This window comes from Burkholderia sp. RF7-non_BP4 (assembly GCF_001521935.1).
In the GTDB taxonomy this organism is placed as follows: domain Bacteria; phylum Pseudomonadota; class Gammaproteobacteria; order Burkholderiales; family Burkholderiaceae; genus Burkholderia; species Burkholderia diffusa.
In genome coordinates this window covers 19,902-42,162 of record NZ_LOTA01000040.1, presented here as the reverse complement: position 1 = coordinate 42,162, position 22,261 = coordinate 19,902, and the positions used below count along the sequence as shown (strand labels likewise).

The window sequence follows — 22,261 nt, the reverse complement described above, 5'->3', positions numbered from 1 at the left end:
GAGACGTGCCGTCTCGCGTATCGCGCGATACGCGCCGGCACGGTCTTCGACGCTTTTCAGCGGGACGTCGGACGCTTCGATCGAAGATGCGTCGGACGACAGGCGGATTCTGGAAGGGAGCAGGGATGGGCGCTGTCGGCAAACGGCGGGCAATTGCGGAATCGCACGACGGCGACGTGGCGGCAGCCGCCGCCGGAAGCGGCGCTCAGCGTCGAACGGCGGATGTTCGCGCGTCGGTTGCGTGAACGACGGCAAGCGCGACCAGCGTGACGGCGGCCGATACGAACACGTATGCGCCGGCCGCGACGTGCGTGCCGGCCCATGCGTTCACGGACGCGACGACGAACGGCGCGGTGCCGCCGAACAGCGCAACGCCGGTCGCGTAGGCCACGGACAGGGCGGCTGCCCGGCCGCGCGCGGGGAACATGTCGAGGATCGCGACGATGCTCGGCGCGCCGGCGAGTGCCGACAGCCCGGCGAACAGCGCGACCACGCCGAGCAGCGCGAGTGGATGCGCATGGACGGCCGCGAAGTGGAATGCCGGGAGGACGACGGCCATCGTCAGCGCGCGGGCCAGCACGATGGTGCGGATGCGGCCGATGCGATCGGCAAGACGGCCGCCCGCGATCGACAACGCGAACGTCACCGCGCCGACGGCCGCGGTCGTCACGAACGATGCATACGCGGACGGCGGCGGGCCGGCGACGCCGAACGTCGTCGTATAGGTGGCGACGTACGTTGGCACCGTGCCGCCGAAAATCAGTGCGATCGCAAACAGCCATCGGCCGCGATGCTGCAGGAGCAGCCCGCCGAACGCGGTCGTTGCGGTGCGCCGTTCCCACGTCTCGTCGATATGGCGGCGCAGGTAGATTTGCACGGGAATCAGCGCGGCCGCGAGCGCGAACGGCACGCGCCATCCCCAGTGCTCGATCTGCGCGACGCTCAGCGTCGCGTGCAGCGCGATCCCGCAGGCGCCGGCGGCGGCCAGAGCGAGCCCCTGTCCGGCCATCAGCCAGCCCGCGTACGTGCATTTGCGCTCGGGCGGGCACCGCTCGATCAGCAGCGCGCCGGACGCGCCCATCTCGCCGCCCACCGCAATGCCCTGCAGGATCCGGCACAGCAGCACGGCGATCGGCGCGGCGATGCCGAGCGTCGCGTAGCCCGGAATTACGGCGAGCCCGAACGAGCCGACCGTCACGAGCGCAGCGCTCAGCAGCAGCGCCGGCTTGCGTCCGGCGGCATCCGCATGGACGCCGATCGCAATCGCGCCAAGCGGCCGCGACAGGAATCCGGCGGCGAAAGTGCCGAGCGACAGGAGCGGGCCGTAGGCGCCGACGACGTGAGGGAAGAACGTACGCGTGATGAACGCCGCATAAACGGCATACGAGAAATAGTCAAAGAATTCGAGCGCGTTCGCCGCGACGACCGTCGCGAGGATCCGGTGCTCGGATGCACGCCGCTGCGCAGCGGCGGTGCCCGCGCGCGCAGCGCCGGCGGGTGGTTTCGCGCGGTGCCGGCTCAATCGTCGGCCCGGCCGGGAGCCGGTCCGGCACCGTCGGGCGCGCCGCGGCGTTCGCTTTGCGCGGCCGCCGCGTGCGCAGACGAAGGCAGCGTGAAGCAGATCCGCGTGCCGTGCGGGCCAGTATCGCCGATCCAGATCGTGCCGCCGTGCGCTTCGACAATCGATTTCGAAATCGGGAGGCCCATTCCCATGCCGTCGCGCTTGGTGCTGGAAAACGGTTGAAAGATCGCTTCGTGCGGCGCGCCCGAGATCCCGCAGCCGTTGTCGACGACTTCGAACAGCGTGTGCGTGTCATCGTAGCGGCCCGCTCGCACGCGCAACAGCGGCTCGCGCGCATCGGCGGGTGCCGCGTCGATCGCGTGAATGCCATTGATGAGCAGGTTCGTCAGCACTTGCTGGAGTTGAATCCGGTCCGCATGCGCCGTCGCGCCGGCGGCGACTTCGGCGGCGAGCGTGATCGCATGCGCGCTTGCTTCCGACGCGACCAACTGCACCGCGGAGGCCACGACCTCTGCGCAGTCGAGTTCGACCGCCTCCACCGGCGCACCGGCCAGGAACCCGCGCAGCCGCCGGCAGATGTTCGCCATGTCGTCCGTCCACCGCGATGCGTGGCGAAAGGCGGTGGTGGCCTCGGCGACGTCCGGCTCGGTGCGGTCCAGCCACCGGACGGCCGCGTCGAGCGCCGTGCGGATCGCACCGAGCGGCTGGCCGATCTCGTGCGTGATCGACGCGACGAGCTGTCCCATCATCGACGCCCGGGCCGTGCGCGCGAGTTGCGCACGCAGCGCGTCGAGCCGTTCGCCGTTCTCCTTGTACTCGGTGACGTCGAATGCGTAGAAATGAAGTCGGCGATATTTGTCGTCTTCGGCCGGCAGCGAGCAGCGCCAGACGATCGGCACTTTCCTGCCGGTCAACGTGGAGAGCGTACGTTCTCCCTGGCACGCCGAACGGCCTTCGAACATCGCGTGCAGGACCTGCGAATTGCTGATCCGGCTGGCTGGCAGCAGTTGTCCGGCCGCGGCGAAAAACGCGTCCTTCGATGTCGCCTCGAACAGCGACAGCGTCGCGTCGTTCGCATCGACGAACGCATGCAGCCGACGAACTTCGTCGATGACGTCGGGATGCGCGTCGAGGTAGGCCTCGAGATCCGTCACGCCGCGAGCCTTCAGCGTATCGATCCAGCGTTTGATGCCGAACCAGTCTTCGATCAGGATCGGGATCGGCGCGCAGCGGAACAGCGCGTCGTCGCCTGCGCGCGTATCCCGATCGTGCATCGTGTCAGCCGCTGCGTGAGGTTCGTTCATTGTGGGATGCCACGTTGGCCGTGCGTCCGGGCGACGCCCCACGACACGGGGCACCATCTCGCCGAAAAATGCGCGCCGATTATACACAGACAAAATGGCCGGATTGCCGCTCGAAGCCGCACCGGTCGATCGCGACACGCCCGATGTCGCCGTCGTGCGGAACGGAAATGCAGCATGCGTCCGGAAATCCGGGCGGTCACGCGATGACGAGAATGGCGCGGATGCACGGCGGCGCGATCGGCAAAGGGCCAGCGCGCGCCGTGCGACACCGCCGCATGCCCGCAATGGCGGGCGACAGCGGCATTCTCGAAGGAGCATGAAAATGGCAAAGCTCGTACTGAAAGACGGCACTGAACTGTTTTACAAGGACTGGGGCATGGGCCAGCCCGTGGTGTTCTCGCACGGTTGGCCGTTGAATGCCGACGCGTGGGACGCGCAGATGATGTATCTCGCCGAGCGCGGCTTTCGCGCGATCGCGCACGACCGCCGCGGACACGGTCGCTCGAGCCAGCCGTGGAACGGGAACGATATGTCGCGTTACGCCGACGACCTGGCCGAACTGATCGAGTCGCTCGACCTGAAGGACGCGGTGCTCGTCGGTCACTCCACCGGCGGCGGCGAAGTGGTGCGTTACATCGGCCGGCACGGCACGCAGCGCGTCGCGAAGGTGGTGCTGATCGCCGCCGTGCCGCCGCTGATGTTGAAGACTGCCGCGAACCCCGGCGGGTTGCCGCTGTCGGTATTCGACGATATCCGCAGCGGGGTCGCCGGGAACCGCTCGCAGTTCTTCAAGGATCTTGCGGTGCCGTTCTACGGCTTCAATCGCGACGGTGCGAAGCCTTCGCAAGGCACGGTGGATGCATTCTGGTATGCCGGCATGCAGTGCTCCATCAAGAGCGCATACGACTGCATCAAGGCCTTCTCCGAAACGGACTTTACCGACGACCTGCGCCGAATCGACGTGCCGACGCTCGTCCTGCAGGGCGACGACGACCAGATCGTGCCGCTCGACGATTCGGGAAGGCTGTCGGCCGAGATCGTTCGCGACGCGCGACTGACGATCTATCCCGGCGCGCCGCACGGGCTGTGCACGACGCATGCCGATCGCGTGAACGCGGATCTGCTCGCATTCATCCGCGCGTGAATCGCCGTCCCGCCTCGCGCGCGCAGACTCGGCGCGCGGGCGGGCGGCGCGGTTCAGCTGCCGAAGTACGGATTGCAGAAGCTGGCCGGTGCGACGCAACTCCCGCCGTTCGCGACAGTGCGTGCGGCGCGGGTTCCGGCCGCGCTGCGGCCCCAGTCGGGCGCGCCGCCGTATCCCTGCGCGAGCGCCTGCCGTGTGCCGTCCGCAGCGATTTTCGCTTCGGCGGCCTGGATGTCGGCCGGATAGTCGGCATTGGCGCCGCGCGACGGCAGATAGCCCGCCTGCTCGACGCGAGCCAGGTCCGCGCGTACCTGCGCGCGCGTGATTGGTGCGGCGGTTTGCGCGAAACCGGCGGCGGGGATCAGCGCGCATGCGCTCAGAATAAGTGAGACGGCGATGTTCTTCATGATGACGCTCCTTCGGATATCAGCGGGGACGGTGGCGATGCGTGCAAGCACACCGGTGACGACCGGTGCTGCGTGGAGCTCGGTCGATGCGGCGGCCCGGGGTACGCCCGGCGTGCAGGATCGCCGCGACTGGAGTGGCGACGATGGCGTGCCGGCTGTCGATCGTTGATCGACGCCTGGAATATAGAGAGCGCGCGTCGCGCGTCGTTGAGCGAACGCACGCAAGACTGCGAATTCGCCGGATCGCGAGCAGCGCCCGCCCGTCGCGCCGCGGTGCGACGGCGGTTGCCGGTCCGGCCGTCGGCCCATGGCGGCCGGGAAGGGGCGGCGACTATACGTACATATGATTTCCGCGGACCGCCGACTTCTCTAATATGACTGTGGTTGGGGCGGCCGGTAGCGGGCTGCCCGTCGTACGATTTCGGCCGAGGGCCCGAGGTTTGCAGAAAAATCCGATCGTTTCGATTATCGACGATGACGAATCCGTTCGCGTCGCCACGTCGAGCCTGGTGCGTTCCCTTGGCTGGACGGCCCGCCTCTATGCGTCCGCGGAACAGTTTCTCGCAGCGGGCGGCCTCACGGACGTCTGCTGTATCGTCTCGGACGTCCAGATGCCCGGCATTTCCGGTCTGGAAATGTATCGTCGTCTCGTCGACGGCGGCATCGCGCTGCCGGTCATTTTCATTTCCGCGTTTGCGTCGGATTCGGTCCGGCGGCAAGCAATCGACATGGGCGCCATCTGCGTACTCGGCAAACCGGTGGACTCGGCGGAAATGGCGCGTCATCTGGAATCGGTGAAGGCCGGCGGGACCGATGCGGCACGCTGATCCGCTTTTCCTTTTGTTCTCGCGGCGTGCCGCACGATGGCGATGATGTTCAACCAAAGCACGATCAAGCTCTGGCGCGAGGACTCGCGCGTGTTGTATACGCTGGCCGGCGCGCTGGCCGCTGCGGTCTTCGTCATCGACCTGACGCCGCTCGACATCGCGATCGCGGTGCTGTACGTGGCCGTCGTGCTGCTCGTCGCATCGGCCGGCTCGCGTCGCGCGACTTCAATGACCGCCTGCACGTGCATCTCGCTCACGTTGCTCGCGCTCGCGCTATCGCACGACGAACGCTATTCTGCCGGCGCGCTCGCGCGCTGCGGGGTGAGCCTGCTCGCGATCGTCACCACGGCATTCCTCGCGTTGCGCAATCTGTCGAACACCGCGACACTGCGCGAGCGGCTGCAACTGCTCGACCTGACCCACGACGCGATCGTCGTCTATGACCTGCAGGACAGGATCGCATTCTGGAATCAAGGCGCAGAGGCGCTGTACGGATGGACGGCGCAGCAGGCGATCGGTCAGCCGGTTCACGAGCTGACGCAGACGCGAGCATCGGTGCCGCTCGAGGACATTCACCGCATTGTGCTGACGTCCGGGCAGTGGCAGGGCGAACTGCAGCGCGTGCGCCGCGACGGCGAGACGGTGATGATTTCCAGCCGGCTCGCGTTGTGGCGCGATGCCGGCGGCAAGCCGGTCGCGATCCTCGCGACCAACAACGACATTACCGACCGCAAGCGCATGGAAGGCGAGCTGCTGCGTCAACAGAGCGAACTGCGCGCGATGATCGACGCGATACCGGGAATGGTATGGAACTCGGGCAGCGACGGCAAGATCGGTTACGTGAACCGGCGCTGGGCCGAGTTCGGTGTGTCGGTGGCCGAGAACGGCGAAGACATCTGGCGCGCCGTCGTCCATCCCGACGACTTCGATACGATGCACGTCGCGTGGCGGCATGCGGTTGCGACAGGGGCGCCGTTCGAGAGCGTCGCGCGTATCCGGCGTCGGGACGGCGTCTACCGATGGGTGCACATCGGCGCCGAGCCGCTTCGGGATGACGGTGGGCGCGTCGTGCGCTGGTACGGCGTGAATACCGATATCGAGGCGCGCAAGCAGGCCGAGCATGCGTTGAGCCGCAGCGAGGCGCTGCTGTCGGACGCGCAGCGCCTCAGCCATACCGGAAGCATCGCGATGCGGGTGCCGGAGGGCGCGATGTGGTGGTCCGACGAAACCTACCGGATCTTCGAGCTGACGCGCGATACGACGCCGAGCATCGAATGGATTACCGGCCGCACCCACCCGGACGACGTGTTGCGAGTGACCAACGCGTGGCGCCGGCTGATGGCCGGCGAACCGTATCTCGATATCCAGTTCCGGCTGATGATGCCCGATTCCCGCGTCAAGCACGTTCATTACGTCGCGCATCTAATGCCGCACCCGGCCGATGCCGAATACGTCGGCGCGTTGATGGACGTGACCGAACGTGTTGTCGCGCAGGACGCGCTCGACCGATCCACCGCCGAGCTCGCGCACGCGACGCGGGTCACGATGCTGGGCGAGCTGGCCGCGTCGATCGCGCATGAAGTTACGCAGCCACTCGCCGCGATCGTGACGGCAGGCGACGCGGCGCTGCGCTGGATCGACCGCCCTGAGCCCGACCTGCGCGAGGTGCAGCAATCGGTCGGACAGATGATCCGCGACGCCAAGCGGGCGTCGGACGTAATCCGGCAGATTCGCGCGATGGCGCGTAAGCGCGCGCCCGAGCAGACGTCGCTCGATCTGAACGTCGTTGTGCGAGAATCGCTCGAACTCGTGCGCCGCGAGCTTGACAGCCAGCGGGTCGACGTCGAAGCCGACTATTCGGCAACACCGCAGCGCGTGCGCGGCGACCGCGTGCAACTGCAGCAGGTCGTCATCAATCTAGTGATGAATGCAGTGCAGGCGATGTCGGCCGTCGCGCCCGGCGCGCGCCGTTTGCGGATTCGCACGCACACGTGCGACGACGGGCAGGCTCAGGTCGTCGTGGAGGACAGTGGCACCGGGATCCGGCATGCCGATTTCGACCGTCTGTTCAGCGCGTTCTTCACGACCAGGGGGGATGGCATGGGAATGGGGCTGTCGATCTGCCGATCGATCGTGGAAGCGCACGGCGGGCGCATCTGGGCCGACCTGCGCGAGTGTCCGGGTGCGGTCATGCAGTTCGTGTTGCCAATCGATGAGGAAATGTGTAATGAGCACTGACGCGCAAGATTCGCCCGAGCAGTCGATCGTCTACGTCGTCGACGACGATGAATCGATGCGCACGGCCATCGACATGCTGCTTCGGTCGGTGGGAATGCGCGTTCAGTTGTTTGCGTCCGCGCACGAATTTCTTGCGTTCGACAAACCCGACGTGCCGAGCTGCCTGATCCTCGATGTGCGCCTGAAAGGTCAGAGCGGTCTCGCGGTTCAGGAGCAGATCGCAGCCGCCGACCTGCGGCTGCCGATCATCTTCATGACCGCGTACGGCGACATAGCGATGTCGGTGAAGGCAATGAAGGCCGGCGCAATGGATTTCCTCGCGAAACCGTTCCGCGAACAGGACATGCTGGATGCCGTCTCCGCCGCGCTGGCACGCGACGAGCGATGCAAGAGCGCGCAGCGCGCGCTGGCCGATCTGCGTTCCCGATATGCAACGTTGTCGGCACGCGAGCGCGAAGTGATGGCATTCGTCGCGAGCGGACTGATGAACAAGCAGATTGCGGCCGAAATGAACCTCAGCGAAATCACCGTGAAGATCCATCGTGGGCAGGCGATGAAGAAGATGGACGCGCGCTCGCTGGCCGTCTTCGTCAAACAGGCCGAAGCGCTGGGCATCGCTCAATCCGACGACGCCACGCCGGGGACTCGCCGGACCTGAATCCGGGCGTCGCATCGCGACCGCCCCAAGCGGCCAGCAAAGGCGCGTCGCCGTTCGAATCGGCAACCGCGCCCGGGTCGCGAAAAAATCCCCCGATGCAACTGGGCATGATGGCTCCGCCTGCGAGAACGTTCGCTCGCGGCGTGCAGGTCGCGCACTGCGTATGGCGCAGCGAAAAGGCGCGACGCATTATCCCATCACATCTGGAAATGCTAAGGAAATCAAATGAACATGCCACTCAGGAAGATGCTCATTGTCGCGGCCATCGCCGCGTGTGCGACGCTCGGCGTCGCGACGCCGTCCTACGCCGCGTCACCGGCGGATCCTGCGACGGACGAGCACATCGATCCGCAGATTCGATCGTTTCTCGTCGCGCTCAACAAGGACAGCAGCCCGTTCTGGGAACTGCCGCAGCCGAAGCCGCAGGAGATCCTGACGCATCTTCAAAATCAGACGCCGGTCGACATGTCTGGCATTACGACCACCGAGCGGACGATTACCCAGGACGGGCGCACGGTGAAGCTCTACATCGTGAAGCCGACTCACGTCGAAGGTAAGCCGGGCGTGCTACTGTTCATCCACGGGGGCGTGTGGATCGTCGGCAACTTCGCGAATCACCAGCGCCTCGTGCGCGACCTCGTGGTCGGCTCGGGGCAGGTCGCCGTGTTCGTCGAATATACGCCGCTGCCGCAGGCGAAATTCCCGACGCAGCTCGAGGAATCATATGCGGCGCTGAAGTGGGCCGCCGCCAACGCAAGCCAGTTCGGCGCCGACGGCTCCCGGATTGCGGTGGCAGGCAATTCGGTCGGCGGAAACATGGCTGCGGCGCTGACGTTGATGGCCAAGGATCGCAACGGTCCGAAGATCAGCTACCAGGCACTGCTGATTCCGGCGACTGACGCCAGCGTCGATACCGATTCGTATCGCATGTATGCGAAGGGGCGATTCCTTGCCCGTGACTTCATGAAGTATGGCTGGGATCTGTACGCGCCCGATGCGAAGACGCGCGAGAACCCGTACGTGTCACCGCTGCGTGCAAGCAACGATGAACTGAAGGGGCTTCCGCCCGCGCTCGTGGTGACCGCGGAGAACGATCCGCTGCGGGACGAGGGTGAGGCGTATGCACGCAAGTTGAAAGACGCAGGCGTGAGCGTCGCGGCCGTCCGCTACAACGGCACGATTCACGACTTCGTCCTTCTAAACGCGCTGCGTCAAGTGCCGTCGACCGAGGCGGCGCTCGAGCAGATCAGTAGCGGCATTCGCGAGCACATTGGGCAGTAACCTTGCAACAACGGCCGCGAGCGTGGCCGGCTGCGGCGTTGGCCGGCCCCGCTGTGCGCTTTACGTCAGGTTGTACGATGCGGCGCCGGTGCCGGCGAGCTTGCCGCCATCGGCGATCAGATATTCCGGACGGATCGGCCTGCCTTCGAGAAAGCATTGCAGGATTTCGAGCGTGCCGGCGGCATAGCGCGCTTGCGCGGACAACGACGTGCCCGAAATGTGAGGCGTCATCGCCGCGTTCGGCATCCGGCGCCACGGATGATCGGCCGCGGCCGGCTGTGGAAACCACACGTCGCCGCCATAGCCGGCGAGGCGTCCGGATTCGAGCGCGCGCACGACCGCGCCCGTGTCGCACAGCTTGCCGCGCGCCGTGTTGATCAGGTATGCGCCTGGCTTGACGTGACGGAACATCTCGTCATCGAACATATGTTCGGTCGACGGATACAGCGGGCATTGCAGATTGATCACGTCGCAGACCTGCACTAGCGATTGCGGGGTGGGATGGTAGACGAGACCGAGTTCGTGTTCGAGATCGGACGAGAGACGATGGCGGCTCGAGTAGTGCAGATGCACGTCGAACGGTTTCAGTCGGCGCAGGACTGCGAGACCGATGCGTCCCGCACCGATCGTCCCGAAGTGCATCCCTTCGAGGTCGTAGCTGCGGCTTACGCAATCGGCGATGTTCCAGCCGCCGTTCACCGCGAAGCGGTGAGCCGGAAGAAAGTTGCGGACGAGGGCGAGCACGGTCATGACGACGTGCTCGGCCACGCTGATGCTGTTCGAGAAAGTTTCCTCCGCAACGACGATACCGCGCTCCGTCGCCGCCTGAAGATCCACATGGTCCGATCCGATGCCCGCGGTCAGTGCGAGCTTCAGATTTTTCGCTTTCGCAATCCGCTCGCGCGTCAGGTACGCGGGCCAGAACGGCTGCGAAATGACCACGTCCGCGTCGAGCAAGTGCTGCTCGAATACGGAGTCCGGCCCGTCCTTGTCGCTCGTCACGATCAACTCGTGGCCATGCGCTTCCAGATACGGCCGCAGGCCGAGTTCACCCGACACGCATCCGACCAGCTCGCCCGGCGTAAACCCGGGGCTACCTTGCGGGGATGGCACGCGTTGCCCGCCCGGATACGCGGTGATGACCGGTATGTCGTCTCGCACGGAATACGGCGGATAGCCGGTCGTCGGGTCGGGATACAACACACAAAGCACCTTCGCCATTCTTCTTCTCCTGGTTTTACGAATTCAATCGTCTGCGGAACGTGTTCTCGTCGCAGATTAGGAGAGGTGTTGAGGGCGTCGTTCTATCGGTGCACGGATCTTTGCCAAATCGCATGGGCCTGCATCGCAGTGCGCTCACGCGCGACGTTGCCGCCGTTGCACGGCGGTTGCCTGTAGAGCACTGTCAGACTCGCGCTGACGGAAGCGTGACGTGAAATGTCGTACCAGATGGTTCACGACAGCTCGCATGCAACTGGCCGCCGTGCGCGAGAACCACCGAATGAGCGATCGACAGGCCGATGCCCATCCCCGTATCCTTCGTCGTGAAGAAGGGCTCGAAGAGCCGTTCCATGTGGGCGTCCGATACGCCGGGCCCCGAATCCGTCACGCGAATTTCGACGCTGCGGCCTTCGATATTCGACGTCGAAATGACGAGGCTTCGGCGGCCCTCGTTGACTGCGTGCATCGCCTCGATCGCGTTGACGATCAGGTTGAGGATCACCTGCTGGAGCTGGACGCGATCGCCGACAACGAGCGGTGACGGTGATGCGAAGGTCGTGTCGATGCAGATGCCGTTCTTTTCCGCGTCGCGCCGCGTGACGAACAGGATGTCAAGAATCGCTGCGTTGACGTCTACCACCTCTTCGCGAACGGGCGATTTGCGGACGAAGTTGCGGATGCGGTCGATGACGTCGCCGGCGCGCAACGCGTCGCGGACGATCAGGTCCAGCGCCTTCGACGCCCGTTCAATGTTGGCTGGCCGAGCAGCCAGCCAACGCGCCGCGGCATCGGCATTCGCCGCCATCGCGGCAATCGGCTGCTTGACCTCGTGGCTGATCGTCGCGGTCAGCTGCCCGACGGCCGACACGCGGTTCGCATGCGCGAGTTCCTTCTGCATCTCGCGGAAGCGACTCTCGCTTTCGCGCGCACGTGCGTCGGCACGCTTGCTCTCGCTCAAGTCCAACACGAACGCGACGCCGTGCTGACCGGTCGACGAAAACATCGCCGCGCCGACCAGGACGGGTGCGCGACTACCGTCCTTGCGAAAATACTCCTTTTCGATCGGCGCAAGCACGCCGGTCGCCCGGAGTGCCGGCTCGTGGATCTGGAAATCCGCCTCGATCCATTCCGGCGGCGTCAGCGATCGCCAATTCAGCTGCCCGTGCTCCAGGTCCTCGCGGCTGTAGCCGATCAGGTCGAGGAGCGCGGAATTCGCTTCGACGATCGTTCCGTCGAGCGCATAAATGAAGATGCCGACGATGTTCGCATCGACGAGCCGGCGAATCCGCGCTTCGCGCTCGGACAGATCGCGATACAGCCGTGCGTTCTGCAGCGTGATCGCCACCTGCGACGCGAGCACGCCGAGCGCCGCGAGGCGCGCCGGTGCGAATACGCCGGTGGTGAGTCTGCTCTCGAGGTACAGCACACCGGTCAGTTCATCTCCGCGCACGAGCGGCATGCACAGCATCGATCGCACGCGCTCCGCGAGCGTATAGGGATCGGACGCGCAGACCGGCTCTTTCGACGCATCGGGGCTGGATATGGTCTCGCGGGTTCGCAGCACATAGTTGATCGTCGCAATCGGCAGGCGACGCGCATCGAGCGGCGAGCTTTCCTGCACGACGATCACCTCGTCGCCGTGAACCGTGGCGTCAGCGCGGATGCTTGCGTCGCCGTCGCCGGAGGCGAGGATCAGTAATCCGTGATCGGCGCCCGAGTGCGTGAGCGCGGCCTTCATGAACGTGTCGATCACCTTCTCCGGATCGATCTCCGACGAAACGCGCTGCGATACATCGATCAACATCGCGTAGTCGACTTCGCCGGCCGTTGACCGGATCGTTTCGCGGCGATCGCGGCTGCCTGTCTCGGCGCCAAGATGCGGACACGTCTCGTCGAGCTGGCGGACTTTCGCGTCCGCACCCCAGCGGATGTACCCGTTGCGGGCATTGCGCAAATACGCGTCGGCTATGATGTCGAAGCCTCGCGCGCGATAAAAGCGGGCAGCAAGTTCGCTCGCGATTGCTTCCTGGTGCGGAAATTCGCCCGCGCGGGCCGACTGGATTGCGTGCTCGTACAGATGTTCCGCATCGAGCATGCGCGATTCGACGCGCGCACGCTCGGCACCGACCAGCGCCGCGCGGGTCTCGAAGTTCTCAGGGAACTGGCCGGCCAGCACGTCGATACGCGTCTGATGCGTGACGAAGCGCGCGAGCAGGCCTGCGCGTTCGTCGGCCGCGGCCTGGTCGATCGCGGCGGCCAGCGTGAGTGCCCCATACAAATGGAACTCCGCCTCCTCCAGGAACATCGACGACGTCCATATCAGCGACTCCGCACGCCGCAGCGATTCGAGCGCCGTTCCGTTATCGCCAAACAGATAGCTCGCCTGCATCTTGCGTATCCAGTACCAGCACTCGGCGATCGCGAGGCCCGGATTGGCGGCGAGATGCGATTCGAACGTGTGCTCGTCGAACTGTGCATCATCCAACGATCCGGGCCGTCGCGTTTGTCCACGCAATGTGCGGACCAGAGCGAGCTGCGTCGACAGGATGTCGACGACGAGGCCATGTCGCGCGTTGCGTGCGAACGCCAGTCCACGTTCGGCCTCGTCGCCGACGGCCGGCAGCGGATCGCCGGCAAACAGGAAATTCGTGTTCAGGCACGTGAGTGAATACGACGCGTACAGCAGGTCGCCGGCCTTGTTCGCTGCGGCGAACACACGCCTCAGCGCATCCTCGGACAGCCGGACGTGCATCATCCAGCGCAACGTGAAGATGACGAACACCATGCAGGTGCTCGCATGGAACCGATGCTGTGCATTGAGTTCGGCAATCCGGTAGCCGGCCTTGCCGAACCGGATGCCGAGCTCGAAATCGCCAAAACGCGGTCCGGCGATCCGGCTCAACGTGCCGTACGCAACGCACGATGCTTCGCAGTTTCCGCTGATGAGGCTGATGTTGATGGCCTTGCATGTGATCAGCGAATTCAAATTGAAATCGGTAAAGCACGCAGCGGACAGCAGGCGCGTCAATACTTCGAGCGTAGTCAGCCCGACTGGATCGCGCATCGACGGCAATTCGACGATGTCGTCGACCGTCAGACCGGCCGCGCGGCGCCGAAGCGCCGAGTATTCGTCGCTAACCTCCAGATCGGATGGGTGCGCCGAAGCGTCGATGCCCACGCCAGACAGGAATGCCAGCGCGACCGCGATCGCGTCGCCGCTTCGATCGAGCGCCGTATAGACGTCCATCGCCCGGACGGCGACGCGGCCGCGATCGATTACATTCAGCGTATCGACGCGCAACGCCGCAAGTCGGCGCTCGGCCGCCGCGAGTTCGCCTGTCAGAAACTCGCATTCGGCAAGCTCCAGCTCGTACTCGAAGCGAACGCCGGGCCAGCGCGTGTCCGGCACGCGCGTCAGCAGCTCCACTCCGGCGTGCAAGTAGCGTAGTGCGGCACCGTACGCTGCGGACGCTTTCGAGCGAATGCCGGCGCGCAGGTTGAGCGTCGCCGCTACGTATCGCTCGTCCGCCGACATCGCGTGACTGCCGGCCCGCTCGAATTGCCCGACGATTTCGAACAGCAGCCCGTCGTCGTGGGCGTCGGGCAGATGCGGTAGCAGGCGCCGACCGATGTCCCGGTGCGTTTCGGCCCGTACCGCCTTGGGAATCAGCGAATAGGCGGCTTCCTGGATCCGGTCATGCGCAAACCGGTACGTATCGCCGACGCGTTCGAGGAGTTGCTGTCGAATCGCTATCCGAAGCTCCGCATGCAGCGCGTCTTCAGTCGAGTGCCGGGCGATCGCGATGCTGCGGGCAGAAGCGCTATTTCCTAGGCATGCCAACGCACGGAGCGCGTCTTGGCACGCATCCGGCAGGCGTTCGAGCCGCGCGGACAGCAGTTCTGCAACGTTGTCCGTATACCGCGCGCTCCTGACGGCCTGCGTGTTCCATGACCACCGTCCTGCCGATCGATCCATCAGCAGTACGTTCTCTTCGGCAAGCGCCTGCAGAAACTGGACGACGAAGAACGGATTGCCTGCGGTCTTGGTGTGGACGATTCGCGCAAGTTGCTCAACGCGCTGGTCGTCGGATCGCAGGATGTCGCCGACGAGGGCAGTCGCTTGCGGGACCGTCAGCGCGGTCAGCCGGATTTCGTCGACGGCGACGCCGGCCGACTTGAGCCGCGCGAGCTGTTGCGGCAACGGGTGAGCGACGTCGACCTCGTTGTCGCGGTACGCGCCGATCAGCAGGATGTGGCGTATCCCGGACCGGCTGCCGATGCTTTCGAGCAGATCGAGCGTGGCCGCGTCGGCCCACTGGAGATCGTCGACGAACAGCACGAGCGGCGGCTTAAGCCGCGTGAACACCTGGATGAAGCGGTGCAGCACGAGCCGAAAGCGCGCCTGCGCCTGCTGCAGCGGCAACTCCGGCACGCCAGGCTGTTCGCCAAGCAGCAACTCGAGGTCGGGCACGAAGTCGGTGATCAGCTTGCCGTTGGGTCCGAGTGCGTCGACGATCGCGTCGCGCCAGCGGCGCAACGCATCCTCGCGTTGCGTGAACAGGGACTTCACCATGCTCTTCAGCGCAAGCACGATGGCCGCATAAGGCGTGTCGCGGTTGTGCTGGTCGCACTTTCCGACAGCAAACGTGCCTTGCGACGGCCCGACCGCTGCTTGCAGCGCGCGTACCAGTGACGACTTGCCGACACCCGCGTACCCGGAAACCAACGCGAATTCGATGCGCCCGCCGTGGACGATCCGTCCGAACACGCGCATCAGCCGCGCGAGGTCGTGCTCGCGGCCGTACAGCCTGACCGGACCGGGCAGTCGGTCCGGCAGGTCCACGTCGCCGAGATCGAACGAATCGATCGTCGCATCGGTGGACCACTGCGCAACGCAGCGGCGAAGGTCGCGCTCGAGCCCGGCCGCGCTTTGATAGCGGGCTCCGGGCTCCTTCTCGAGCAGCTTCATCACGATCGCGGACAGCTGGGCGTTGACCCGTTCGACCCGCAGATGCGGTGGAACGGGTTTCCGGGCCGTATGGCTGTGCATCCATTCCGTTGCGCTCGCCGCCGAGAAGGGCAGCGTCCCGGTCAGCATTCGGTAGAACACCACACCTATGCTGTACAGATCGGTGCGGGCGTCGATCGGGCAATTCAGTCGTCCGGTCTGCTCAGGAGCCATATAGGCCATCGTCCCCGCAATGATGTCCGGCGGACTTGTACGCTCACGATCTCGCGGTGCGTCGGACGCGATTCCGAAACCGGTAATCCTCACGAGGCCGGCCGCGTCATCGACAAACAGATGTTCCGGTTTCAGATCGCAATGCACGATATCGCGGGCGTGCATGCGGTGGACAGCGGCGGCAATCGCGGTCGCGAGCGTCAAGAAACGCCCGGTCGACAGCCTTTCGGTCAGGAGGCGTTCGAGCGGAATTCCGCCAGCGTCTTCCAGAACGAGCGCGATGCTGTTGCCGTGTCTTTGCAGATCGATTGGCCGCATAGCCCATGAGGCGTCCAGCCTGTCGCGCATCCGGTATTCGTTCAGCAAGCACTCGAACGCAGCAGGATTCGATGCGCCGCCTTTCGGCTGCGCGACCAGGACTGGAATGCGCTTGCCATTCGGGTCCGTCAGCAAAGCGCGACCATGGATGAGGTCTTCGTCTTCGCATACGACGGAAAGGGGCAGGGTGGCGGCAAGTTGCGCCATCACGGACGCATGCGGCAGATTATGCATGGGCTGCGCTGCGGCCGGCACGATGTTCGCGTGCGCGGAGGGAACAGGGATTCGACGATTCGTTTCCAACTATGTGCTTCGCGATGACTCCTGTCGCGTTGTGGTTGCCGACCGTACTCGATCGTGGCCGCGTGTCATGCATGCTCGACCAGCCGGCTTTCGCGATCGACCAGGCCCAGCGCTTGCGCCTTCAGTACAAAATCCGCGAGCGACTGCGATTTCATCTTCTTCATCGCTTGGCCGCGGTGCAGTTTCACCGTGATTTCGCTCAGATTCAAATCCGTTGCGATCTGCTTGTTCAGCAGCCCGTTCGCCACCATAGCCATGATCGTGCGCTCGCGCGGCGTCAACGATTCGTAGCACGTACGCAATATCGCGGTCGAACGATCGACCGCACGTCGCCTGCGGTCGCTTTCCAGCGCGCACGTAACCGCGTCGATCATGTCCTGACCGCGGAACGGCTTCGGCAGGAAGTCAACCGCGCCGGCCTTCATCGCCTGAACCGACATCGGGATGTCGCCGTGAGCGGTCATCAGGATGACCGGGATACGCAGTTCGCGCGTGATCTGCTCTTGTACGGCAAGCCCGCTTTGCCCCTTGAGCCGTACGTCCAGAACGACACAGCTCGGTACGTCGGGCAAGTCAAGCGCCAGGAATGCCTGTGCGTTATCGAACGACTTGACACGCAGTTCGACGGAGTCGAGCAACGTTTCGACCGCTTCGCGAATAGCGCTGTCGTCGTCGATCACGAAGACGACAGGATCGGCCGTGTCGCTGGTCATACTGGTCATATCGCCCTCTGTCCGTGAAATTCGAAGTAGAAGCGTATTCGCCCGATGTTTCTGTTTAACGATTCGGGACGGATGCTCCCGCATTTTATGTCCAAAACGGTAGTCGAGCGATCGTGTCAAAAACTTGCTGAGCGACCTTTGCGCCGTACCGGGCAGCAATTGCCCGTTCCGACCGCGGCGTGCCGCTTCATTCATATAATGTCGGACCGTGAACCGTCGCTCATTGACTTATCCTACCGATTTCAGGAGCCTTACCGATGTCGTTGCGCACAGATCCAGACTTCTTCGTTCTTCTTGCCGACTCCTACCATCGGTTTCTGAACCGGCCGCTCGTTCCCGACGGAATGAGCGCATCCGACGGCGCCGCGTGGCTGTACCGTGCGGCGCCGTTCGGCATTCTCGCGCACGATGCGTCGGCCGATCCGGTCTTCGTATACGGCAACAAGCGCGCGCAGGCGATTTTCGAATACGACTGGGATGAACTGACGGCCTTGCCTTCGCGACTTTCGGCGGAGCCGATGGAGCGCCGCGAACGCCAGTTGTTTCTCGACAAGGTGACGCAGGACGGCTTCGTGTCTGAATACCGCGGCGTGCGTATAACGAAGACCGGCAAGCGTTTCTGGATCGAGCGCGCGATCGTGTGGCAACTCACGGACGCGGCCGGGAACGTGCGCGGCCAGGCTGCGATGATTCCGCAGATACAGCCGGTCGATGCGTCCGCATGAACACAGCCATCGACCGACATACGGATTTCGTTGAGCGCCTGCGTCGTATTCGACGAACCAGGTCGGCCCGCACGCGACGTGCGACAGCGATCAGATGACAAGACCGTAATCGAAGTCTCACCTTCCGGAAAGCGCGCGAATCGCAGAATGGACACAACTCTTCATCGCATCGATGCGGAGCGGATGTCTGGCTGGTCAGCGGACGCGAAAACGCCATCTTGAGAGGTGAACATCATGAACAACCTGATTCGTGCAGTACTGCTTTCCTGTGCGCTGAGCGCACCGATCGCCGCATTCGCGCAAACCGCCGTCGGCACGATCACGCGCGCCGACGTGCGCGCCGATCTCGTCCGCGTCGAAAAGGCCGGTTATCGGCCCGTCGGCACCGATCCCTACTATCCCGACGACATCCAGGCAGCCGAGGCGAAGATCGCCGCGCAGCAATCGCGGTCGGTCGCGGCACAGCCGACCGTCGCCGCGAAGACCACTCCGGTGTCGCTCGCGTCGCTCGATGCCCAGCAGTTGTACGAGCACCACTGAACGCGATTTTCAACTGCCTTCCGCGGCACGACGCCGGGTCGTTCAATGACAGGCGCCACGGCACGGCGCCGGCCCGACGCTGACAAAGTTCATGTCCACACGACCCGAGGTGGCGGCCGCGGATTTCGAATTTCTCATCTGCCGGTCAGCGCCATGTGCCCCCCATTCGCGGGAATGAACGTGTCAGGCAGTGAATCGCTGTAACGGTCGCGCCGGCGGCGCATCGACGATGCGCCCTCATCGAATCTTTCCCGGGAGTTTCATCATGGATCGCACACTGATCGTAGCCGCATTGCTGGCCCTTTTCATCGGCAAGCCGGTCGCCGCTTTCGCACGCGGACAGCCGCAACTGCCCGATGACTACGGCGCGCGCGCGAGTGTGCTTGCAGCGCTGAATCCGTGGCTCAATTCGGCGCGTGGTCCGTCTTGCTCGGCGGCAGACATGCGGACGATCAACATTCACGGAGCGCCCATTGAGCGCGCAACTGCAGCGAATCCGCACGCAGACAACAGTACGCCTGGCGCCGGCTGATGGGTATCCCAACGCCCGAAGAGAGTCCGTACCGTGCCGCGCCGCTTGCCTTCTTGTTGATCTTTGGGCGTCTTGCCACAGCGCTTGTCCATGCACGGCCCTGCCGCGATGGTGTGTTCGAGAGATGGCGGGAGGCGAACGAACGCAATAATGAGTTGCGCTCGCGTTGTGTGTATCGCGGTGCGTGGCGTACGTGTCTGCGAACTCGGTAATGCGTCCCGTCCGCCATCATCGCTAGGTCAACACGCGCAGAGCGCAGCCAACCTGCCGATTGTGATGACAGCTTGCTCGATTCCAGCCGACCACGGGCTGCTGTAGTTCAGCCAGATGAAGTTCCGGTAGCTGTCCGAAGCCGAGAACGTGTGCCCAGGCCCGATAGAGATACGGTGCTCCAGCGCAAGCTGATGGAGGCGCACCACGTCGACTTGTGCCGGTAATTCCACCCAAAGTGTATAGCCTCCCGAGGGGCTCGAAATTCGCGTGCCTTCCGGAAAGAACCTCGACACGAACGTACGCATCAGGTTCGCCTGTTGCGCGTAGGCCCTGCGCAAGCGTCGTAGGTGATGCTTGTAACCGTCTCGCTCAAGAAACTCCGCGATCGCGAGTTGCGGCAGAGACGGCGTCCCGAGCGTGTTCAAGAATTTCAGGTTCTCTACCTGATCGCGGTATCGGCCCGGCAGCGCCCAGCCAATCCTGTACGCAGCCGTCAGGCTCTTCGAGAACGACGAGCAATGGAGAACCAGCCCATTTCTGTCGTACGACTTCAGCGTGCTGGGATGCGTATTTCCAAAATGCAGTTCGTTATACGCACCGTTTTCTATGATCGGAATTCCTGTCTTCTCGGCGAATCCGACGAGCTCACGCTTTCGGTCGTCTGGCATTTGGAAGCCGAGTGGATTCTGAAAGTTCGGCATCACCATGCAGGCGGCGATCGGCTGTGATCTTGCAGTCTCCGCCAGCGCTGCAATGTCGATTCCGTACTCAGGATGAGTCGGCACTTCGATCGCTTTCATGCCCATCCGCTCGATAGCATGCAGCATCGAATAGAAAGTTGGTGATTCCACCGCGATGACATCACCGGGTTTTGCCACTGCCTGTAAGCACAAGTTGATTGCCTCCGTTGCACCGACTGTCACGACGATTTCATTTGCGTCGACTGACATGCCGTTCTCCAGATAGCGACGCGCGATCTGTCGCACAAGGCGTGGATGGCCGGGCGGTAGCCCGTCCACCACGCCCCATAGTGACTTGTCACGGCCGGCCGCATATGCATAGCGGTTCAGCTTCTCGAATGGAAAATGGTACGGATCCGGGTAGGGCGAGCCTAAGGGCGCGACATCAGCGGTGCCCATCGAGCGCAGCGTCGAGAGTACCAGCCGGCCCTGGTCAACAGGGGACAAACTCGCTGTCGGCCTCGATGGCTCAAGTGAGTGCACTTTTAGGTTCCCGTTATCGGGTTGCACGCGCACGAAATAGCCAGACTGCGGCCGACTTTCCAGCAAACCACGATTCTCGAGCAGCCGGTATGCATGCAGCACGGTCGTGATGCTAATCCTGTGCTGTTGGCTCGCTTGCCGGACCGACGGCACCCTGTCGCCGTGCTGGTACACCCCCTGAAGGATTAGCCGTTCAATGTCGTCAGAAAGTTTCTTGTAGAGATTCACTGGGCAGAAGGAGAAACAGTCAAGTTTTCGGGGGTGATAGCGCGATTCGCCGTGGTAGTTTGTGAAAACAATCGATGGCATACCGGCGCGTTAGGACATTTACTGATTCACAGTAGATGGCAGCACGATGCTCTAACTGGACTTCGCATCTCGCAAATTCTATTTAAATTTTGAATCCGTTTCGATCTCCTGAATCACTTGACCGTGTGAATCCTAAAAATAGGTACCCTATGCAAAAAAGCCAGGTTGCCTGGTTTCGTAGCATCGGCTGGATTCCTCTCGTGGTACGACGATCGTTTTCCACGGCCGATCACCTTTACACAACTAGGAAATAGCAATGCAAGGACATATCGAAGACCACCTCGCAATATCCGATCTTATGGCCGGCTGGATGTATCGCGATCTCGCGAGTTGGGACAACCTCGCCGATTTGTTTCACCCGGATGCAACCATCGAGGTCACCTGGTTCGAAGGAGCGGTGGCCGACTTCATCGCTGGCTCGCGCATGATGGGAGGCTCCGCTTTGCATACCAAACACCTGATTGGCCAGCCCGTCATCGAATTCAACGGGACGAAAGCACTAGTTGAGACGAATGCGATCATCGTGGCCGACCAAGTCGTATTGAAGCTTGGATGTGCAGTGCACAATCGCTTCTACGACTTCGTCGAGAAACGTGACGGGATGTGGAAGATTGTCAGGCGACAGAGTATTTACGATATGGGTTGCTTTACGTTTCCGTTGAGCATTGAACCGATCGATGGCGACGTTGTGGAGAGGTTTCCACCCGAATACGCGGCGCTGGCCTATCTGCTCGAAAAGAGTGGGTTTCCTGTCCGACGTGTTTTTGCGACCAGAGGCAGCGCTCTGGAAATGGACATGAAGCAGCGCGGCGCCGCATGGCTCGCGGACCGGCCGGCGAACACGTAAAGATCCGACGGTCAATATTTGGCGATGCGGCTGTTGGAGGGGGGCGTCGATCATGGTCTGCGACGCAAGGAACAGCGCTTCCGTCCCTTGTGCCGTGCCCGAGCTTCCGGATCGGAATCGAGACGCCCCAGGTCACGACAAAGAGCCCAAAGCTGGCGCAGCCGAGCGTGCTCAGATCGATCGCGGACGTCCACGGCCAGAACCAGGGATGCGGGCCAAGCGCGTTGTCGAGCAGGCCCAGTAGCTCGACGGTGCCGAAGACGAAGGCGATCGCGACTGACAGCCCGGTGACGACGAGGTTGCCAGTCTGGTCGAGAAAGCAGTAGAGATCGGTGCTGTGGAGTCGGATGTCTTGGCGTGCAAGCAAGCAGTCGAGATGGTGAGACATGAGACGATCCTCTCCAGAGTGTCACGATGCGTCGGATGGTGTACGGATTGTGTCGTGGATCGGGCCGGCCAACTGTTGGGAAGGATCGGTATTTGTGGATTCGCACGGCCACGTTCCGTCCAGCGAGTGCGCGCCGAAGGCCTGGCGGCTTGACGCAGGATGGGGGCGTCCGGAGCGAGCGGAGGCCTCATGTCGCCAGCGCTGAACGTAGTCGTCCAGGGTGCGAAGCAAATCGGCGGGGTATCGCCGAAAATCAGGGCGATTGCGAACAGCCATTGCCGTCCGTCGTGTCCGATTAGGTCGCGAAGCCGCACGATCCTGACCGTTACGTACCATGCCTCGTCGATATGGCACCGT

16 protein-coding genes are annotated in these 22,261 nt (G+C 63.6%); 9 read left to right on the top strand and 7 right to left on the bottom strand.

Annotated elements, in window-relative coordinates:
- Positions 1–205 precede the first annotated feature (205 nt).
- Positions 206–1,438: an MFS transporter gene (locus tag WS49_RS16820; RefSeq protein ID WP_059530885.1), complete on the bottom strand. Its 1,233-nt coding sequence runs from the start codon at positions 1,436–1,438 to the stop codon at positions 206–208.
- An 80-nt stretch (positions 1,439–1,518) separates the two neighbouring features.
- A complete protein-coding gene (locus WS49_RS16815; protein ID WP_059530676.1) occupies positions 1,519–2,826 on the bottom strand; it encodes a sensor histidine kinase in 1,308 nt (435 codons plus the stop codon).
- A gap of 322 nt (positions 2,827–3,148) precedes the next feature.
- Between WS49_RS16815 and WS49_RS16810 the strand changes: the two genes are divergently transcribed.
- The gene (locus WS49_RS16810) at positions 3,149–3,970 is read left to right on the top strand and encodes an alpha/beta fold hydrolase (RefSeq protein WP_059530674.1); all 822 of its coding nucleotides are present in this window, start codon (positions 3,149–3,151) and stop codon (positions 3,968–3,970) included.
- A gap of 53 nt (positions 3,971–4,023) precedes the next feature.
- Here WS49_RS16810 and WS49_RS16805 read toward each other — a convergent pair whose 3' ends face one another.
- Entirely contained in the window at positions 4,024–4,377 is a 354-nt protein-coding gene (locus WS49_RS16805) for a DUF4148 domain-containing protein (RefSeq protein ID WP_059530672.1), read from the bottom strand.
- 440 nt (positions 4,378–4,817) lie between these two features.
- Between WS49_RS16805 and WS49_RS16800 the strand changes: the two genes are divergently transcribed.
- From WS49_RS16800 to WS49_RS16785, 4 genes are all read left to right on the top strand, one after another.
- Complete coding sequence (locus tag WS49_RS16800) at positions 4,818–5,204, top strand: response regulator transcription factor (RefSeq protein WP_059530670.1); 387 nt, start codon at positions 4,818–4,820, stop codon at positions 5,202–5,204.
- Positions 5,205–5,246: 42 nt separating this feature from the next.
- The gene (locus WS49_RS16795) at positions 5,247–7,442 is read left to right on the top strand and encodes a PAS domain S-box protein (protein ID WP_059530881.1); all 2,196 of its coding nucleotides are present in this window, start codon (positions 5,247–5,249) and stop codon (positions 7,440–7,442) included.
- Positions 7,432–8,100, top strand: coding sequence for a response regulator transcription factor (locus tag WS49_RS16790; RefSeq protein WP_059530668.1), 669 nt, complete (start codon positions 7,432–7,434; stop codon positions 8,098–8,100). The genes WS49_RS16795 and WS49_RS16790 overlap by 11 nt, the downstream gene beginning before the upstream one ends.
- 225 nt (positions 8,101–8,325) lie before the next feature.
- A complete protein-coding gene (locus WS49_RS16785; protein ID WP_059530666.1) occupies positions 8,326–9,381 on the top strand; it encodes an alpha/beta hydrolase in 1,056 nt (351 codons plus the stop codon).
- Between the two features lie 60 nt (positions 9,382–9,441).
- Here WS49_RS16785 and WS49_RS16780 read toward each other — a convergent pair whose 3' ends face one another.
- The 3 genes from WS49_RS16780 to WS49_RS16770 form a co-directional block, all read right to left on the bottom strand.
- On the bottom strand, positions 9,442–10,602 hold the full coding sequence (locus WS49_RS16780) for an NAD-dependent formate dehydrogenase (protein WP_059530663.1): 1,161 nt from the start codon (positions 10,600–10,602) through the stop codon (positions 9,442–9,444).
- 184 nt (positions 10,603–10,786) lie between these two features.
- On the bottom strand, positions 10,787–16,309 hold the full coding sequence (locus WS49_RS16775; RefSeq protein WP_257127765.1) for an ATP-binding sensor histidine kinase: 5,523 nt from the start codon (positions 16,307–16,309) through the stop codon (positions 10,787–10,789).
- A gap of 161 nt (positions 16,310–16,470) precedes the next feature.
- Positions 16,471–17,127 carry a response regulator transcription factor gene (locus tag WS49_RS16770; RefSeq protein ID WP_179949158.1) on the bottom strand — a complete coding sequence of 219 codons (657 nt, stop codon included), beginning with the start codon at positions 17,125–17,127 and terminating at the stop codon, positions 16,471–16,473.
- Between the two features lie 257 nt (positions 17,128–17,384).
- Here WS49_RS16770 and WS49_RS16765 point away from each other — a divergent pair, with 257 nt between their 5' ends.
- The 3 genes from WS49_RS16765 to WS49_RS33705 all read left to right on the top strand — a co-directional run bounded on the left by WS49_RS16765 (position 17,385) and on the right by WS49_RS33705 (position 18,924).
- Positions 17,385–17,852 carry an MEKHLA domain-containing protein gene (locus tag WS49_RS16765; protein WP_059530657.1) on the top strand — a complete coding sequence of 156 codons (468 nt, stop codon included), beginning with the start codon at positions 17,385–17,387 and terminating at the stop codon, positions 17,850–17,852.
- Positions 17,853–18,086: 234 nt separating this feature from the next.
- Positions 18,087–18,392 carry a DUF4148 domain-containing protein gene (locus WS49_RS16760; protein ID WP_059530654.1) on the top strand — a complete coding sequence of 102 codons (306 nt, stop codon included), beginning with the start codon at positions 18,087–18,089 and terminating at the stop codon, positions 18,390–18,392.
- Between the two features lie 265 nt (positions 18,393–18,657).
- Positions 18,658–18,924 carry a hypothetical protein gene (locus WS49_RS33705; protein WP_082725530.1) on the top strand — a complete coding sequence of 89 codons (267 nt, stop codon included), beginning with the start codon at positions 18,658–18,660 and terminating at the stop codon, positions 18,922–18,924.
- 239 nt (positions 18,925–19,163) lie between these two features.
- Here the strand turns inward: WS49_RS33705 and WS49_RS16755 are convergent, their stop codons facing one another.
- Complete coding sequence (locus WS49_RS16755; RefSeq protein ID WP_059530651.1) at positions 19,164–20,588, bottom strand: aminotransferase-like domain-containing protein; 1,425 nt, start codon at positions 20,586–20,588, stop codon at positions 19,164–19,166.
- Positions 20,589–20,925: 337 nt separating this feature from the next.
- On the opposite strand from WS49_RS16755, the gene WS49_RS16750 reads away from it, so the two are divergent.
- Positions 20,926–21,516: a nuclear transport factor 2 family protein gene (locus WS49_RS16750; RefSeq protein WP_059530648.1), complete on the top strand. Its 591-nt coding sequence runs from the start codon at positions 20,926–20,928 to the stop codon at positions 21,514–21,516.
- The last annotated feature ends 745 nt before the right edge of the window (positions 21,517–22,261 follow it).

Bases quoted from the DNA above. Each gene is read 5' to 3' on its own strand.
- WS49_RS16815 (WP_059530676.1), bottom strand. From the start codon at position 2,826: ATGAACGAACCTCACGCAGCGGCTGACACGATGCACGATCGGGATACG.
- WS49_RS16810 (WP_059530674.1), top strand. From the start codon at position 3,149: ATGGCAAAGCTCGTACTGAAAGACGGCACTGAACTGTTTTACAAGGAC.
- WS49_RS16805 (WP_059530672.1), bottom strand. From the start codon at position 4,377: ATGAAGAACATCGCCGTCTCACTTATTCTGAGCGCATGCGCGCTGATC.
- WS49_RS16795 (WP_059530881.1), top strand. From the start codon at position 5,247: ATGATGTTCAACCAAAGCACGATCAAGCTCTGGCGCGAGGACTCGCGC.
- WS49_RS16790 (WP_059530668.1), top strand. From the start codon at position 7,432: ATGAGCACTGACGCGCAAGATTCGCCCGAGCAGTCGATCGTCTACGTC.
- WS49_RS16785 (WP_059530666.1), top strand. From the start codon at position 8,326: ATGAACATGCCACTCAGGAAGATGCTCATTGTCGCGGCCATCGCCGCG.
- WS49_RS16780 (WP_059530663.1), bottom strand. From the start codon at position 10,602: ATGGCGAAGGTGCTTTGTGTGTTGTATCCCGACCCGACGACCGGCTAT.
- WS49_RS16775 (WP_257127765.1), bottom strand. From the start codon at position 16,309: ATGGCGCAACTTGCCGCCACCCTGCCCCTTTCCGTCGTATGCGAAGAC.
- WS49_RS16770 (WP_179949158.1), bottom strand. From the start codon at position 17,127: ATGACCAGTATGACCAGCGACACGGCCGATCCTGTCGTCTTCGTGATC.
- WS49_RS16765 (WP_059530657.1), top strand. From the start codon at position 17,385: ATGTCGTTGCGCACAGATCCAGACTTCTTCGTTCTTCTTGCCGACTCC.
- WS49_RS16760 (WP_059530654.1), top strand. From the start codon at position 18,087: ATGAACAACCTGATTCGTGCAGTACTGCTTTCCTGTGCGCTGAGCGCA.
- WS49_RS33705 (WP_082725530.1), top strand. From the start codon at position 18,658: ATGGATCGCACACTGATCGTAGCCGCATTGCTGGCCCTTTTCATCGGC.
- WS49_RS16750 (WP_059530648.1), top strand. From the start codon at position 20,926: ATGCAAGGACATATCGAAGACCACCTCGCAATATCCGATCTTATGGCC.